General features: G+C 44.9%; 11 protein-coding genes and 2 pseudogenes. 7 read left to right on the top strand and 6 right to left on the bottom strand.

From position 1 onward, the window contains the following. Window positions 1-69: 69 nt before the first annotated feature. Window positions 70-648, bottom strand: coding sequence for a thymidine kinase (locus DD616_RS12290; RefSeq protein ID WP_026027614.1), 579 nt, complete (start codon window positions 646-648; stop codon window positions 70-72). Between the two features lie 120 nt (window positions 649-768). Continuing rightward, window positions 769-2,544, bottom strand: coding sequence for an aspartate--tRNA ligase (gene aspS / locus DD616_RS12295; RefSeq protein WP_019282187.1), 1,776 nt, complete (start codon window positions 2,542-2,544; stop codon window positions 769-771). A 276-nt stretch (window positions 2,545-2,820) separates the two neighbouring features. Between aspS and DD616_RS12300 the strand changes: the two genes are divergently transcribed. Beyond that, window positions 2,821-3,687 carry a DUF72 domain-containing protein gene (locus DD616_RS12300; RefSeq protein ID WP_017047720.1) on the top strand — a complete coding sequence of 289 codons (867 nt, stop codon included), beginning with the start codon at window positions 2,821-2,823 and terminating at the stop codon, window positions 3,685-3,687. A 134-nt stretch (window positions 3,688-3,821) separates the two neighbouring features. Here the strand turns inward: DD616_RS12300 and DD616_RS12305 are convergent, their stop codons facing one another. Continuing rightward, entirely contained in the window at window positions 3,822-5,456 is a 1,635-nt protein-coding gene (locus tag DD616_RS12305; RefSeq protein ID WP_208871736.1) for an inositol phosphate phosphatase SopB, read from the bottom strand. Between the two features lie 326 nt (window positions 5,457-5,782). Here DD616_RS12305 and cmoA point away from each other — a divergent pair, with 326 nt between their 5' ends. The 6 genes and pseudogenes from cmoA (at window position 5,783) to DD616_RS12330 (ending at window position 10,962) form a co-directional block, all read left to right on the top strand. Beyond that, the gene (gene cmoA, locus DD616_RS12310) at window positions 5,783-6,514 is read left to right on the top strand and encodes a carboxy-S-adenosyl-L-methionine synthase CmoA (RefSeq protein ID WP_208871737.1); all 732 of its coding nucleotides are present in this window, start codon (window positions 5,783-5,785) and stop codon (window positions 6,512-6,514) included. Between the two features lie 94 nt (window positions 6,515-6,608). Next, complete coding sequence (cmoB, locus tag DD616_RS12315; protein ID WP_013857061.1) at window positions 6,609-7,580, top strand: tRNA 5-methoxyuridine(34)/uridine 5-oxyacetic acid(34) synthase CmoB; 972 nt, start codon at window positions 6,609-6,611, stop codon at window positions 7,578-7,580. 129 nt (window positions 7,581-7,709) lie between these two features. Continuing rightward, window positions 7,710-7,905: pseudogene (locus DD616_RS17515) on the top strand (ATP-dependent Zn protease); the annotation flags it as partial. A 125-nt stretch (window positions 7,906-8,030) separates the two neighbouring features. Continuing rightward, a pseudogene (locus tag DD616_RS17520) lies at window positions 8,031-8,462 on the top strand (ATP-dependent zinc protease family protein); the annotation flags it as partial. Between the two features lie 14 nt (window positions 8,463-8,476). Beyond that, on the top strand, window positions 8,477-9,982 hold the full coding sequence (locus tag DD616_RS12325; protein ID WP_013857063.1) for an inactive transglutaminase family protein: 1,506 nt from the start codon (window positions 8,477-8,479) through the stop codon (window positions 9,980-9,982). A gap of 2 nt (window positions 9,983-9,984) precedes the next feature. Continuing rightward, window positions 9,985-10,962, top strand: a complete 978-nt coding sequence (locus DD616_RS12330; RefSeq protein ID WP_019280854.1) for an alpha-L-glutamate ligase-like protein — start codon at window positions 9,985-9,987, stop codon at window positions 10,960-10,962. Window positions 10,963-11,041: 79 nt separating this feature from the next. On the opposite strand, the gene mukB is transcribed toward DD616_RS12330, so the two are convergent. The 3 genes from mukB to mukF are packed head-to-tail and all read right to left on the bottom strand — an operon-like array spanning window position 11,042 to window position 17,545. After that, complete coding sequence (gene mukB, locus DD616_RS12335; RefSeq protein ID WP_208871739.1) at window positions 11,042-15,499, bottom strand: chromosome partition protein MukB; 4,458 nt, start codon at window positions 15,497-15,499, stop codon at window positions 11,042-11,044. Next, on the bottom strand, window positions 15,496-16,227 hold the full coding sequence (gene mukE / locus DD616_RS12340) for a chromosome partition protein MukE (protein ID WP_017044662.1): 732 nt from the start codon (window positions 16,225-16,227) through the stop codon (window positions 15,496-15,498). The genes mukB and mukE overlap by 4 nt, the downstream gene beginning before the upstream one ends. Further along, window positions 16,208-17,545 carry a chromosome partition protein MukF gene (gene mukF / locus DD616_RS12345; protein ID WP_017047723.1) on the bottom strand — a complete coding sequence of 446 codons (1,338 nt, stop codon included), beginning with the start codon at window positions 17,543-17,545 and terminating at the stop codon, window positions 16,208-16,210. The genes mukE and mukF overlap by 20 nt, the downstream gene beginning before the upstream one ends.

Below are 17,545 nucleotides of genomic sequence, written 5' to 3' on the forward strand. Positions count from 1 at the left end.
ATTTGTGTATAAGAGACAGGCTTAAACCTCCCTATCGAATAATTTGTTCAAGGCGCAGAAGTAATGAATTTACTTACCCAAGGCTTCTTTATAGTGCTGACGACATACCGACACGTATTTATCGTTACCACCAATAGAGACTTGATCACCTTCGGCAATCGCCACTCCATGTTCATCGGTGCGAATGACCATGTTCGCTTTACGGCCACAATGACAAATTGTTTTCAATTCCACCAGCTTATCGGCCCAAGAAAGTAGATATTTACTCCCTTCAAATAGCTCACCTAAAAAATCGGTACGCAAGCCATAGCACAGTACCGGAATGCCGATTTTATCGACCACTTCAGTCAATTGATAGACTTGCTCTTTGGTTAAGAATTGGCACTCATCAACCAAAATGCAGTGACGCTTTTGTTGCTCGTGCAGTGCGTTGATCTCATCATACAAATTCGTTTCAGCGGTAAAAAGCTGGGCGTCTGATTCCAATCCTATTCTTGAACTTACTTTACCAACACCATAACGGTCGTCGATGGCGGCGGTATAGATCACGGGCGTCATACCACGCTCTTGATAGTTGAAAGAAGATTGTAGAAGAGTGGTTGATTTACCTGCATTCATCGCAGAGTAATAGAAATACATTTGAGCCAAAAGAGAGATTCCTGTCACTAAGTCAATTGGCGAGAGAACAAGGTTCACTCAAATAAAAAAGGATAACCCTACGCGGGGGCAAAAAAGAGGGTGACTTTCGCCACCCTGCTACCGTTGCGTTTATTGCGCTTTTTCTTTTGCGACCGTCACCGCAATCGCCAACTCTTCGAGCGACGCTGGGTTAGCCAGACTCGGTGCATCCGTTAGCAAACAAGCGGCTGCGGTTGTTTTAGGGAAAGCGATCACGTCGCGAATATTTTCCGTACCACACAACAGCATCACCAAACGGTCAAGACCGAATGCAAGACCTGCGTGTGGTGGTGTACCAAATTTCAGCGCATCCAATAGGAAGCCAAATTTCAGTTGTTGCTCTTGCGCATCGATACCTAAAATATCAAACACCACAGATTGCATTTCAGCATTGTGAATACGCACCGAGCCACCGCCCACTTCATAGCCGTTTAATACCATGTCGTAAGCATTTGAATTTGCAACCGCGGGGTTGGCTTGCAGCTCTTGCGCGGTTAAGTTAAGTGGCGCGGTAAATGGGTGATGCATAGCATGCAAGTTACCTTCGTCATCTTCCTCAAACATCGGGAAATCAACAACCCATAGTGGAGCCCATGAATTTTCATTGGTGATCGCCAGATCTTTACCCAATTTCAAACGCAGCGCACCCAAGGCTTCAGTCACCACTTTTATTTTATCGGCACCAAACAAAATGATGTCGCCAGACTCAGCGTGAGTCCGCGCCAAAATGCCTTCCACAATGTCAGCCGAAAGGAATTTCGCGACCGGAGATTGAACGCCCTCTAAGCCAGCAGCGCGGTCATTGACTTTCATCCACGCCAAACCTTTCGCGCCATAAATACCAACAAACTCAGCGTAGCTATCAATTTGCTTACGAGTTAATGCCGCGCCACCCGGTACACGAATAACCGCCACGCGTCCTTTAGCATCATTAGCGGGACCAGAGAAAACATTGAAATCCACATCTTTTACAAGGTCTGCAACATCAACCAATTCCAGTGGGTTACGCAGATCCGGCTTGTCGCTACCATAGCGACGCATCGCTTCGCTGTATGGCATCACAGGGAAATCGCCTAGATCAACGTTTAGTAGTTCTAGCCACATGTTGCGAACCATTTTTTCGGTCACTTCACGCACTTGATCTGCCGTCATAAATGACGTTTCAATATCGATTTGAGTAAATTCTGGTTGACGGTCAGCACGTAAATCTTCATCACGGAAACATTTTACGATTTGATAGTAACGGTCAAAACCTGACATCATCAACAACTGTTTAAACAGTTGTGGCGATTGAGGAAGTGCATAGAAACTGCCTTTGTGCACACGACTTGGCACTAAGTAGTCACGAGCCCCTTCCGGCGTTGCTTTCGTCAAAACTGGCGTTTCAATATCGAGGAAACCGTGTTCATCAAGGAAGCGGCGTACAAAGCTAGACGCTTTAGCGCGCAGCTTAATACGATCACTCATTTCTGGACGGCGTAGATCTAAGTAACGATATTTTAGACGTTGCTCTTCTGAGTTCTTTTGGTTGAAATCCAGTGGCAAAACATCACTGCGGTTGATAATCGAAATCCCACTCGCGAGAATTTCTACTTCGCCAGTCGCCATCTCTTTATTGATTTGACTTTCTGGACGCGCGCGTACTTCACCAGTTAGCTTAATGCAGAATTCATTACGCAGTTGGTTAGCTACTGCAAATACATCCGCCATATCTGGATCAACCACCACCTGAACGATGCCTTCACGATCTCGCATATCAATAAAGATAAGACCGCCTAAATCACGACGGCGATTAACCCAGCCGCACAACTCCACAGTTTGTCCTGCGAGGGACTTGTTCAGGTGACCACAATAATGGCTACGCATAATGAATTTCCCAATCTCTAATTAGTTATCAATTCTAAGCCGCTCAGCGTCATTATCTGAGCAGCGCAAAGTTCCATTTATACGCTGAAAGATGTGCAAAATCGACCTTCCAGAATACAATTTGTTGTGTTTTATCAAGGGTTGCTGCTTTTTAAATCAATAATCAACCAAAATAGCAACACCGCTGAGAAATTGCGGCTGATTATAGCGTTAAAATACCAAAATCATCAAAACTCTCGTAGAGTATTTATTTTTAGTAATGGATGAAAGGTCAGTATGATGAATTTACCACTGCGACTCGGCCTTACCATGTGGTCACACGCGGGCTGGCAAAGTACGTTTTACGGCGCGGGAACGCCTGCTGCGCAGCGTCTTGAAAAGTATGCGAGGGTTTTTCATACCGTAGAAGGCAACACTACTTTCTATGCGTCACCTTCCATGAACACAGTGCAGAACTGGCGCGCCGCCACTCATGATGATTTTCGGTTTACGTTCAAACTGCCCAAAGCTATTACCCACGAACATAAGCTCACTGGCTGCCAAGATCAGTTAAAAGATTTTATGATGCTCATGGAGCCTCTGCACTCTCGTGTTGGATTATGGACCATCCAACTGCCAGCTACTTTTGGCCCACAGCACTTAGAGCAGTTGAAAAAATTCTGCGCCTATTTTCCCGCAGGTTTTCCACTGAGTGTTGAAGTGCGGCACCTTGAGTTTTTTGCTAAGGGAGAAGCTGAAAAAGCGCTTAATCAATGGTTAGTTGAATCGTCGGTTGACCGAATCATTATGGATAGTCGTCCTATCTTTTCGGCCAAACCGACAACTGACGTCATCATTGATGCTCAGAAAAAGAAACCTAAAGTCCCTGTTCACGCCATTGCCACGGCACAAACGCCGATGATCCGTTTTATCGGCCACCCAGAATTAGAGGCCAATTACCCCTTTTTTGAAGCGTGGATGACCAAACTGCCACATTGGATCGAACAAGGAAAACAACCTTATCTTATGGTCCACACGCCAGACAATATTGAAGCCCCATTATTAGCCGCCGAACTATACCAACAGCTGCAACAACGACTCACATTACCTACATTGACAACATTTCCAGCCCAAGATGACCAGCACCAAATCACCCTATTTTGATACTAAAACTCACCACTAATACACACCCCCTATTGTGTAACGAAAGGGGGAATCCAGTTCATGCGAACACATAAAAATGTGGGGTAACAAACCATCAGGCTTTTATGAATGCCACTATCTTTTGGTATTCAGTTTCATGAATTCACAAAATTAGACAAACCTTTTATCTTTTTCCATGCGTCTCTATCACCAATTCTCTTTCTTTTTAGAGACAGTTCTGCTGAGCTCAGCATCCAAGGTGTTTTTGTACACACTTTATTCCCCTGAGCTCCTCCTGTGTTCGATTCCTGAATTTGTAAGTTACCACTGTTGAGTAAAACCTTCTGTAGTAGTTTCTGATCTTCACTGCCAAGTGCTCCCCAAGGAGTAACCGATTCATTCTGATGTAATTTAATCACTTCTCGCTTAACTTCTCCGTCAAGAAAACCCGTACGATCTTTACCACTTTTGCAATTCCAAGCAGGAATAATCCCAATTTCATACGTTAATAACACAATGCATCTTGCCATTTTGTATGGGTCACTCTCATCGGTATTATGTGCTTTAGCTTCCCAAATCTCTTTTATTTGTTGTACCAATTGCAAAACAACCGATTTATTTTTAGGGTTATCGGCCAAATATTTACCGACCCAACCTTGTGGATCAGTACTATTGCAAAAACCATCCCCCAACAGAATCTTTAAACCCTCTAGGTTTATACTGTCCGATTTCTTTTGACCAATTTTAAATTTCAAAGAAAGCTCGTTTACTCCAAAATTAAAAGGAATGATCTCTGGTTTAACCTTAATTTTTTGACAATTTCCTGATTTGTCTACCACCTCTAATTCTATAACTTTATTTGATAATTCATTCCATGAATATATTTGGTCCTCTAATTGATCACCTTCAGTGACAGACCAAACATTACCAGCGGTAACTAGAGAGGTTGATGTTAATTGTAAAGGCACCACTTCATCAGGGTTTTGTATAGCAGACTCTAAGATCGCCTGATTAGCATACAAGGCAGCCAATATAACCTCTTTCCCTCGATTGACTCTACCGACTTTGCGCTCTTGACTATTTTTATCAAGTCCATACGGTGACAAAACCCCATGCCTTATACCTTTAAAAAGCACATCTCCCGATGTTGATGTCAGCTCAGACATCCATAGATTTACCGCATGTTCAGATTCACATATACTTCCACTGGAAATACCTTCATCATTGTAACTATGACTGAATATATCACTATCACCTAGCTTCATTTTCCCTGCAGGCGTCATAATATTATTATATGTTTCACCTGTAGGTGTAGTAATATTATTTTTTAAAATAACCCAGCTATGCTTCGTTTTATTTAGCATAGATAACTTCTCTCTCTTCCATTTTTTCTTCATTAATTTAACATCTTTTTTTCTTAAGCGATTTCTGAAGGAACTATCTATTTTCAATGTTTTTTCTATTTTATTTTCTGTAGCTTTTATCATTTCAGCTTCCTCTTCAAGAGGTAGACACTGCTCCTCTTCAGGAAGAGACTCTTGAAGTATTTTTATGCGTCTCTCTTTATTTTTTAAAATACCTTGACTTTCATTTATTGCTTTAATCGCGGTTTCTATAAGAAACGTTCTATAAAATGGTTTACTAAAATCATGTGAGCTATTTTTATTTTTTCTCTTCTTAAGCCGTTTAACTTTTTTAACTTGTTTAGAAAATGAGTTATTATTTTTTTTAATAGCTTGACACCCAATTCCAGAAATAGAGGATGAAAATAGAAAAGAAGGATATATCATTTTTTTGACCTATAAGAAATGTATGTCTTTATGCAAATAATTATTCTTTCACTAGCTCAGTAATTCAAATGCAAAGATGTGAATCTTTCGCGTGCTATTAGATTCATCTTTATTCATCAAAAACGTCTTGACACTGTCAGCGTATGATAGAGTTGTTATCAGCTTAAAAACCCATTAAAGACCGGACCAGTTTTAATTTTAATATAATCTCATCGAGAGTCGTGCGAGGTTAATGACACGCGCACGCTTTTCTCTTAAAATGTGCGCCTTTTTTAAGGTAGTGCAGCCGTCAGCACTGCTTGTTGCGCGCCGCTATGAGGTACACCATGAGCAATCATAAAGACATCATCTTTTCTGCCCCAATCGATAAGATTGGTGATTTCACCTTTGATGAACGTGTTGCTGAAGTCTTCCCTGATATGATCCAACGCTCAGTGCCGGGATACAGCAATATTATTTCGGCCATTGGCATGTTAGCTGAGCGCTTTGTTAAACCACACTCTACCATTTACGATTTGGGTTGCTCTTTAGGCGCGGCTACGCTTTCGATGCGTCGTCATATTCGCCAAGAAGGTTGTAAAATTGTGGCGGTTGATAACTCGTCCGCCATGGTTGAACGATGCAAGCTGCACATTAACGCCTATCGTTCGGATACGCCTGTCGAGGTGATTGAGGCCGACATTCGTGAGATTGAAATTCGTGATGCCTCTGTGGTGGTGCTCAATTTTACGCTGCAATTTCTATCGCCAGAAGATAGGCTCGCGCTGCTTGAAAAAATCTACGCGGGCCTTCGCCCGGGTGGCATACTGATTTTATCTGAAAAGTACATTTTTGAAGATGAAACGGCGCATGAGCTGCTAATTGATCTCCACCATGACTTCAAGCGAGCCAATGGTTACAGCGAATTAGAGATCAGTCAAAAACGCAGTGCGATTGAAAATGTGATGTGCCCAGATTCCATCACAACACATAAAGCTCGCTTTAAACAAATTGGCTTTTCAAGCTATGAAGTGTGGTTCCAGTGTTTCAACTTTGGTTCAATGTTCGCCATTAAATAATAGAATGCAGTTTTGGCTTTTTTCCCTAGAAGGGCCAAAACCTGATTTGCCATTTGTCTAGGGTCTTTTTACCTAATCTAGGAATACGCTTTGCATGTTTAACTTTGCCAATTTTTATCAACTGATCGCTCAAGATACCCGTCTCCAACCTTGGCTAAACGTTTTGCCACAACAGTTGACGGACTGGCAAAATGCAGAGCATGGCGACTTTGATCGCTGGGTTCGTGCGTTAAATAAAATCCCCTCGGGTACACCTGATCTGATTGAGCTCAAACAGTCAGTCACTCTCTCAAATAGCACACCGCTGGCGTTAGGCGAACAGAAGAAATTGGAAAGTTTGCTTAAAACTTTTCATCCTTGGCGCAAAGGACCCTATCACTTACACGGTATCCATATCGACACTGAGTGGCGATCCGATTGGAAATGGGACCGCGTATTGCCCCACATTTCACCGCTGAAAGACCGTTCCGTGCTGGATGTTGGCTGTGGTAATGGTTATCACATGTGGCGTATGCTTGGCGAAGGTGCTCGCCTGTGTGTGGGTATCGACCCTTCGCACCTGTTTTTAGTGCAGTTTGAAGCGGTGCGTAAACTATTGGGTGATGACCAACGTGCTCATCTTCTGCCACTAGGCATTGAACAATTACCCGAATTGAACGCCTTTGACACCGTATTTAGCATGGGTGTCCTATACCATCGCCGCTCACCGCTAGATCATCTGATCCAATTGAAAAATCAGTTGGTCACAGGGGGCGAATTGATTCTTGAGACGCTGGTTATTGAAGGCGACGAAAATGCGGTGTTGGTCCCTGTCGACCGCTACGCACAAATGCGTAACGTCTACTTTTTCCCTTCCGCAAAAGCGCTCAAAGTGTGGCTTGAAAAATGTGGTTTTGGTGACGTGCGTATCGTTGATGAGAGTGTCACCTCCGTTGGTGAACAACGTACCACACAATGGATGACGCACAATTCGTTACCTGACTATCTTGACCCAAACGACCCAAGCAAAACCTTAGAAGGTTATCCGGCACCAAGACGCGCTATTTTGGTGGCAAAAAAACTATAATTGACACAGTTTTAACGCTTGATTCTGCGTATAATATTACCCTTATCGGAGGATGCTACACGCATCCTTTTTTATCAGCTAAACTTCGGTTTATCAGTAGTTATCCATCACACATACATAAGGTCGCAAATGTTTAAGTCAATAGCATCCGTTGTTGCAATTGCTTTACTGTCAGGCTGCACCCTAACAAATGGTGAACAATACCACCAAGCTACCCTAACAGCGATTCAGACTTCGGAATCGAACCTCAACAGTACAATGACCAATCTGGAACTTCAGTTGAGTAACCAGAATGATTACATTGAAAACCTTGAAAATCAGATGTTAAAGCTCGATCAAAAGCTCTCTAAACTCAAGGTGATTGCCGCTAACGCCCAAAAGTCACATACAGAAGCAACAACCGGCGATGACCTTATCGTTCCGGCTGCGACTCCATCGATGCCAAGATCTCGTTATGACGTTATTTTAGGTGAAGTTGAAAAGGTAACGATTGATTCGATCAAACAAACATTTGACGCGCGTGTTGACACAGGAGCCGCGACTTCTTCGCTTAATGCCATTGATATTGAAGAATTTGAGCGAAACGGAAAGAACTGGGTGCGTTTCCACCTTTCCGATGGTGAGAAAGCAACAGATGAAACGAACTGGATAGAATCCCCTATTATTCGCTACGTTAAAATTCGCCAATCGACCAATGAAGAAATGGAACGCAGAGCCGTTGTTGAGCTGTGGGTAAAATTAGGCAGTATTCACGAAAAAGCACAGTTCACCTTGGCTGATCGCTCTCAAATGAGCCATCCTATCCTCTTAGGACGCGAATTTATTCGTGATATCGCCCTAGTCGATGTCAGTCGCAAATACATCCACACCGAAACCAAATAACAGCAAGGATATTTATGACGTCACGAGTTCCATTTTATCTATCAGTCTTGTTACTGATAGCAGCTGGCATTACATTGAGTGTAGTTCGCCACCAAACTTATGGGGTGCCATGGACACCCGGGGAAACTCGCCAAATTTGGGATATTGAAGCACGTGTTGAATTCAATGCGTTAGGCAAAGAAGCCAAAGTCTCTTTAGCTGCGCCTCATACTCAAGATGGATATACTTTGATCAATGAATCGTCATCATCACCAGGTTATGGCGTAGCTTACGTGACTACTGACACGGGCAAACGTGTTGAGTGGTCAATCCGCAAAGCAACTGGCCCACAAACGATTTACTACAAAAGCCAATTTTTAGTCGATCCTCAAGCGAAAGCGGACCCTATCCCCCCGATGGGTGATGTGGTTAAGCCAACCTTTGATGGCCCAGAAGAAGCAGCGGCTATCGCATTAATTGAACGAGCGAATCAACGCTCGGCGGATAACATCACTTTTACCCGCGAACTGATTAAAAATCTCAATGACGCCGATAGCCAAAACGCCTCTTTGCTGCTTAATAAAATGAGCAAAGTGGACGCCACACAAAAACTGCTGTCATACTCTCAAATTCCCAATAAAGTCGTTGGTGTTATCCAGCTCGAAGATGGTCGCCGCCGTCAAACGATTCAACACATGAACGAAATATGGAATGGCGATCAGTGGGTACTTTTTAACCCTGAAACGGGTACGCAGCCCAACCACCCTAACCTACTGGTTTGGGATGAATCCAACGTTTCACTGCTGGATGTCACGGGTGGGCAAAACAGCCAAGTTCACTTCACTATGCTGTCTCAAGATGTTTCACCTCAAACGGCAACCAATAATAAAATTGAGGCCGACAAACTCTTAAACTTCTCTATTCACAGTTTGCCGCTTGAAGAGCAAGCGATGTTCAAGACCATCATGTTGATTCCTATCGGCGCATTAATTGTGGTGTTCTTGCGGGTGATTATTGGGCTAAAGACCTCAGGTACTTTCATGCCGGTACTTATCGCCGTGGCGTTTGTTCAAACTCAATTACTGACAGGTATCGTGGGCTTTCTGCTTATCGTCGGTACGGGTTTGATCATTCGTAGCTATTTATCGAAATTGAACCTGCTACTGGTAGCACGGATATCGGCGGTCATCATTGCGGTAATACTCATCATCTCTGTCTTTACCGTCGTTGCCTTTAAGATCGGGCTGACCGAAGGGTTATCCATTACCTTCTTCCCGATGATCATTCTCTCTTGGACCATCGAACGTATGTCGATTCTGTGGGAAGAAGAAGGAGCAAAAGAGGTGATTTTACAAGGTGGCGGCTCGCTCTTTACTTCCATCTTAATCTACTTAGCAATGACTAACTCTTATGTCCAACACCTAACCTTTAATTTTATTGGCTTACAGCTGATCGTATTAGCTGCCATTCTGCTATTGGGAACCTATACTGGATACCGTTTAACTGAACTTCGCCGTTTTAAACCGTTAGCCGAGGAGTAAAGATGTTTTCATTATCCGAATACACTTCTCCATTTAAGCTACGCCGTAAAGGCATTATGGGCATGAACAAGCGCAACCATAGCTACATTGGTCGCTATAACGATCGCTCAAAATACCCATTGGTTGATGATAAGTTACAAACTAAATTGATTGCGCAGCGTGCGGGTTGTACTGTGCCAAAACTGATTGGTGTGATCAGTAATCAAGCGGATGTGAAGTCGATCCATGCCATGGTTAAAGAGTGGCCGGGCTTTGTGATAAAACCTGCACGCGGAAGCGGTGGTAAAGGAATTTTAGTGATTATGTCGCACAAGGATGGTGTGTACACTAAACCTTCTGGTGCGACCATCAACCAGCAAGATGTTGAGCGCCACATCAGTAATGCCTTGGCCGGACTATTTTCACTAGGCGGTAAAAATGATGTTGCTGTGGTTGAAAACCTAATTAAGTTTGACGATTGTTTCGAAGGCTTTAGCTATGAGGGTGTGCCTGATGTACGCATTATTGTCTTCAAAGGTTACCCCGTCATGGCGATGATGCGCCTTTCGACTTCGGCTTCTGATGGTAAAGCCAACTTACACCAAGGCGCTGTTGGCGTAGGTCTTGATATTGCGACAGGAAAAGCAGTACGAGCCGTGCAGTTTAATTTACCCATCACTGAGCACCCAGATACCGGCAAAGAGCTCTCAACGCTGCAAGTACCACATTGGAAAAAGCTACTCACCTTAGCCTCTAGCGCTTGGGAAATGACTGGCCTTGGTTATATGGGAACCGACATGGTGTTGGATAAAGAAGAAGGCCCGATGGTACTTGAGCTTAACGCTCGCCCAGGGCTTGCTATCCAGATAGCCAATGGCGCAGGGCTGCTACCACGCTTGCAGCATATTGAAAGTTTAGGTACGCAACTTATCTATCCCAGCCCCGAAGAACGCGTGGCTTATGCCGCAAAGCAATTCGGTTCAGGTGAGGTAAGCGAGTAACTCTCACCAAATTTAATCACTAAAAAGCCCAATCTCTATCAGGAGTATTGGGCTTTTTTATTAGCGATGGAGGCGATGCTTACAGCATTTCGGCCATCTGCTGTGCTTCTGATTTTGGTTTTTCAGTTTGACCAAAACCTCGCAGACCGACCACATGAACGTGTTCGTGATCTTTAAACACTTTGCGCACTAATTTATAGGTCGTGCCTTTCTCAGGGCTAATATTCTCTGGCGCAGCAATTAAAAGTTGCATATCTAGACGCTCGCACAGTTCAAACAAGGTTGAAATGGATTTGGCATCCAAACGCGCCGCTTCATCTAAAAACAGTAAACGGCATGGAACGATGTCTTTACTGCGTAGACGACGAGATTCCTCTTCCCAACTTTGAATTACCATCAATAAAATAGACTGCCCAGTACCAATCGCTTCACCAGTCGATAACGCGCCCGATTCTGCTTGCAACCAGCCATCGGATCCGCGATTTACTTCAACACTCAGCTCTAAGTAGTTGCGGTAATCCAATAGCTCTTCACCCAATATTTGCGGTGAACGTTGCCCCATATCGATATGCGGGTTAACACGCTGGAACAATTTCGCCATCGCTTCGGAGAAGGTATAACGAGTACTCTCAAACAGATCTTTATGCTGACTCTGTTTTTCAGATAATCCCGCGAGTAGGATTTCATGGCTCTCGCGCACTTTCACGTTAAGGCGAACGCCTTTCACCTGACCAAAGTTAATGTTAGACAAACCTTGGTTGAGCATCCGAATACGATTTTGCTCACGTTGAATGGTTTTTTTGATGATGCTGGCCACCGATTCAGAGCTTATTGCTAAACGGTTTTCACGTTGAGTCAACTCTTCAGTTAGACGCGCAAGCTCCACTTCCATCTCTTCAATCGCTTCAACAGGATCATCAGTGCGAATGATGTCTTGGCGAATACGCTCACGCAGATGTTGATACACGGCGATGTAGAACAACACTTTGCGTTCTGGATGCGCATTGTCTTCCGACAAGCGCAGTGCATCACGCAGGTCGTCATTACTTGCGACCGCTAAACGCAGCGCGCCCAGTGATTTATCCGACATGGAACGCAGTTCATCGGCCGATAAATACGCCAGCTCACGTTTATGCAAGCGGCGCTCAACATCGTGATCACGCGCCAAACGTAATACAGAGCACCACCCTGCTTTTGCATTCACCACAAATGTGCGCAGATCTTGATAATCTTTCTGCACCTTTTTCAACCGTTTAACTAATGCTTTCATTTCAAGATCAGTTGCGGTTAGTGTACGTTCATACTCGCTCTTACGGGTACGTGAGGCATGCAGACGCTGTTGCAATTCATCACGACGACGTTCAGCACGCTCTTGCGCACCTTCATCGGCATGCACACCAAACTCTTGTAGCTCCTGCTTGAACTCTTGAACCGTTTCCAACTTAGCTTGATGCGAGCTTTTTAAGGCCGCTAACACTTGGTTATATTGGTTCATTTGGCTTTGAGCCTGTTTGAGCTCATCACGAGTACGGGTACGGGCGCTTTCTGCCTCGACCAATTTGTTTTTGAGCTGCTCACTTAGCTCGCTGCTTTTACTGAGCAGAGCAACCGAATCGGAATAGCTAAAATAGTGGCGGCGTTCAATCACGTCTGAAAGTGCAAAGATCTGCACTTTCAATGTCTGAAGAGCTTGATCCGCTTGCTGATATTGTGCAGTGAGTGCATCAAATTGCTGCGGGTCAACCTCAAGCGCTGAAGCAAGCTGTTCTAACTCCGCGATGGCTTTACCGTGCGAGCTTAAAAACGCTTTCGCTTCCGCCAGTTGATTAATGTTCAGCTCGGCTTCATCGAAACGTGCTTGCAATGCCTCATCTTCAATGAGCAACATGTTAGGAGCCAGCTTATCGAGCATCGTTAACGCTTGTTTGCTTAGCTGTAACTGGTTGCGCTGCTGCTGCTCTTTTGCGTCCAATTCAGCCAATACACGGACCAGTTGATTGCGTTGCTCACGTGCCGCTTGCAACGCTTGTTCTGGATCGGCTTCAAAAGCGACTTGGATGTGCGAAGCAACAAACTGGTTAAAGCTGTGGTATAGACGTTGCAGTTTTTGTGAATCAAACGCCGCTTTCGCGTGCTCTTCCACCACTTCTTCGCGCTCGTTACGCAGTAACTCTAAACGTTGTTCGCGCGCGGCGCGGCCAAAGAGTGGGATCTCAGGTAAACGAGAATAACGCATTTGGCGGTTATTGAGCTGTACACATACCGCTCCTTCCAATTCGTCAGCATTGAACGAACTATCATCAAAGGCATCGACATCCCCTTCAATGATGTACAGATCTTCTGGGCAGTCATCAAGCTCGACCAGCTTCTCTTTGATGCCAGATAAATCCGAAACCACAATCGCATGACGAGCTGGGCCGTACATGGCACTGAAATACGGTGCATCGTCAATCGTGATGTCATCGTAAATTTCAGACAATAAAACGCCACCTAAGCTATCCGCTAATCCTTTCAAGCGAGGATCATTTGAGCCACCAGGAGACGCCAAGCGCTCGATTTCATTTTCAAGCTGCGCGCGACGTTCTGCCAGCTTATCTTTAGCGATTGATTGTGCTTTTTCTTGCTCAAGCACTTGCTGCATCTGCGTCATCACAGCTTGGCTATTTTCTAATGTTGCACCACTTTGTTCGCGTAAGGTATGCAATGCATCGTTAGCAGCAATCCAAGTCGGAGCGATCGATTCCAGTCGTTGAATTTCAGCCTGTTTATCTTGCTCGGTACGGCGCTGCTCACTGCGCTGTTCACGTAGCGCTTCTTGTTCATATTCCAGCGATTCAATCAGAGCGGCGTGGCGCTCGCGCTCTTGCTCTAGTGTTAGCTCATCGTGCAAGTCAATATGGTGTTGCTTTTGGTATTCAGCCACGGACTGACGCGCCACTTGCTGCTGATTTAAGCGACGTTCCAGATCTCGCTGCTGCGCATACCACTGTGCTTCATTTTGGCTAATTTGCTGGGCGTTACGCGCTTGCTGCATGATGGCTTTTGCATGCTGAGCGGCATCGTGACGAGACACTTCACCCACCACACTGCGCACCAGTTGCAGTGCCTGCTCAAACTGTTCGACCGCGGCCGAAGACATGTCCAATTTATGCTTTAACGCTAATAAGGTGGTAGTGTTAGCGTCTTGCTGATGCTTGAGATCAGAAACCTGCGCTTGGGCACGCTCTGGTGTTAACTGATCATCATTTAGCAACTGTTTGGCTTTATCGAGCGCCTGTACGGCTTGTTGATATTGCAATGCTCGCGTTTGTTGAACATCTAATGCTTGTTGGTAATCGGCCAATTGACTCTTTAAGCTATCGACCTCATCTTCAGAGATAATCGCTTGCTCTTCAGCCATCATGACTCGCTCTTGCGCCTCTTCCACCACCATCATCTGCTCTTCAAGGCGAATAGTGAGCTCTTGCAAATCCTCTTGATAGCGTTCAATTTTCTCTTGCTGACGCAGTGCGTTTTGCACCAGTTGCAAGTGATCAGAAGCGGCTTGGTGATCTTGCTCTAAGGTAGATTCTTGCTCTAACAGCAGTTCAAGCTCTTCTTGAACTTGATTGAGTAATCGATTTTGCTCAATCAATGTATGGCGAGAGCCGAACAACTCATTACGCAACGCGAGCGTTTGCTCTAGCTTATTGTGGCGATCGTTGGCGTGGCGCATGTAATCCGCGGCCACGTAATTTGTCGATTCGGTAATCAGGTGCTTGAAGAGATCGCGATCCGCTTGCGTGGTTTTGATCGCTTCTAATGTCATGCGGTTTTCACGTAACGCCGATTCCATATCTTGGAATGCTTTCTTCACACCACCATTTTGTGGCAACAGATAATCACGCAACGAGCGAGTAATGGCACTGGAAATACCGCCGTATAAAGAAGCCTCAATCAAGCGATAGAATTTTGAACGGTCACTGCTGTTACGCAGTTTTTTCGGCACCACGCCAAATTCAAACATTTGCGCGTGATAATCCACAATGGAGCTAAATGCTTTAAAATGCGCCCCTTCAATTTTCGCGACAATCTCTTTCACTTCATTGAGTTGACGCACGCGCGCGTGGTTGTCTGAGACGTTTTCAATCAGCACATCGGTTGGTTTGACATGGCTTGGCAAGCCTTGAATCACAAACGGTTTGATATCCACTTTTTTATCGCGCCCCGCCACCTGTTGTAGCTTAACGCCAAACAGTAAACGCTGTTTGCGTGAATTCACTACATCCAACGCGGCGTAACATGCGCCCGCTTGCAGTTTACCGTATAAGCCTTTATCGCGAGACGCTTGTGAGCTGCCCGCTTCGGTGGTGTTTCTAAAATGGAGCAAACTTTGATCTGGGATCAAGGTGGTGATGAATGCCGCCATGGTGGTCGATTTGCCCGCACCGTTACCGCCTGACAAGGTGGTAACTAATCCATCAATATCAAAAGTACGAGCAAAAAAGCCGTTCCAATTGATCATGGTTAGCGATTGATATTTACCTCTCTCAATCATGCTTCACCTTCCCATTCTGTTTGCTCGTTAACATTTTGTTCTTCAATCTCGTCTTCGTTATCCAGCAAGCTGCCTTGATTCGGTTCTTGGGCGTGGACAACCGCTTCACCATCGCGGATCAAACGCAGTTGTGCTTCACGCATGTCGTCACCAATACGCACATCGGCACCAAAACGAAATACGGCTTCGCTAATGCGGAATTTATTGGTATCACCTAAATGGATGATCATCCCCAAACGACGTAAACGACGCAGTGAGGTACGCACTTTTTCAAACAGCTTTTCTTTATCTAAGTCTGAACCGCTGGCTCGGTTGGTGACGAGCTTCATCAGTTTTTTTTCATCGGCCAGAGACAGTAGCTCTTCGTACAATTCTTGATTAGTAAAGATGCCTTCGTGCGCAAGGCGTTCCGGACTCAAATAAAGAAAACAGAGCACTTTGCCGACCAGCATATCCAACTCAGACAGCACGCTACGATTGATTAAAGCAGTAGAGCGAGGACGCAGGTAAAAAAAGCCTTCCGGCGCTTTGACTAATTCGGTGTTATAGCGTTGGTAAAACAGCGCTAAATCGGGCTCAAAATCCAATAAAAAGGTGTGATTATCCAAATCATCACTAGAAACATGACGCCCAGCTCGAAGCTGGCTATCTAGCGCAGGAAATAAAGGATTTGAAATCGCTTTAGCCAGATTTTCTGGCATGTATTCATTAATATCTGTCGATGACATTTGCTTGTACCTTTGCACCAAAATCGTTGATCGCTTGCCAGTCAGGTTGGATGGCTTGGTAATCTTGCTCTGAGTAGCCAAGCCTCACCGCTTGATCAACAATAATTCGAGCTAAATCAAAATGATGTGTATGAGGATGAGTGGCGAGGTAGTCTCTCAGTACTCGTCCTAAATCAATTGGCATCCCTTGATCTTTATGACCTTTGAGCATGCTGCCGATACGCAAGGAGAGCTCATCATTGACTTGCTGGAACTCTTCGTACTCCACTTCTGGAGGCACTTGCCCCATCACCTCATCATCTCTTAAGACGAGAGCTTCATCACGAAGGTCGGTTAAACGCTCAGCATCGGCATAAGTGAGATACCAAGGCGCGTCAAAATAGTCGCTCAGTGATTGACGTAAACGCTGGCTAAACGCTCGGTTTTGGTCCATATCAATGGCGGTACGAATGAATTTATGGACATGTCGGTCGTAGCCAATCCAGAGATCGATCGCTTGTTGTCCCCAACTGGTGATGCGATCAAGTTTCATCTGTAATCCAAACAGGATTTCTTCAATAAATTCGAGTTCAGCTTCGCCATAAACCAATTCTTGGATATCCAAAATTTGCGTTTGCAGCTCATCCCCCGCCGCTTGTAAAGTGTCTTGCAGTTCACGCAGCGTTGAAGAGGTTTCAGACAATAACGATTCACAGTTGTTGATCGCTTCACGCCAATCTTTATTCAGCAACTCTGCGATTTGCAGTTTGACCGATTGCTGCTGCTCGTCCATCACACGTTGGTTTAAATCGATACGATCAAAAATTTCCCCTACCGAGTATTTTAATACGCCGTAGACGTTCTTTTTCCAATGCCCTGGGGTACCACCTTTATTCGCGGCTTCAATCGCCTTTGCCATTTCATCGGCGACCATAGAAAGCTGAATTGAGAGCTTCAGCTTGGAAAACTCTCTATGGCGGACGTAGTAGTCCGTAATACCAATAGCCAACGGTGATAAACGGTAAATGCTAACGCCATCAGTCATCTCGCTGGTGAAGCGGCTCATTAAGCGCTGTTTTACCAACTCATTGATCGCATTATTAGCACGAAACGCGGAGGCTTCACCGGTTTCTTCAAATAAGCGAGTTACGATGGCAAACGCATCGTGTAACTCACCTTCACCTAATTCTTCATCAAACCTTTCGTTACTCAATACTGCAATGGCAATAAGGAACGCCAGTCGTTCTGTCGTCAGGTTCAATGAGAAATCATGCTGCTTTACCCAACTAACCAATTCATCAATAGGTTGCTGTGCAGCGTTCTGAGTCATCTCACTCAT

The sequence above is a fragment of the Vibrio anguillarum genome, from assembly GCF_003390515.1.
Classification (GTDB): domain Bacteria; phylum Pseudomonadota; class Gammaproteobacteria; order Enterobacterales; family Vibrionaceae; genus Vibrio; species Vibrio anguillarum.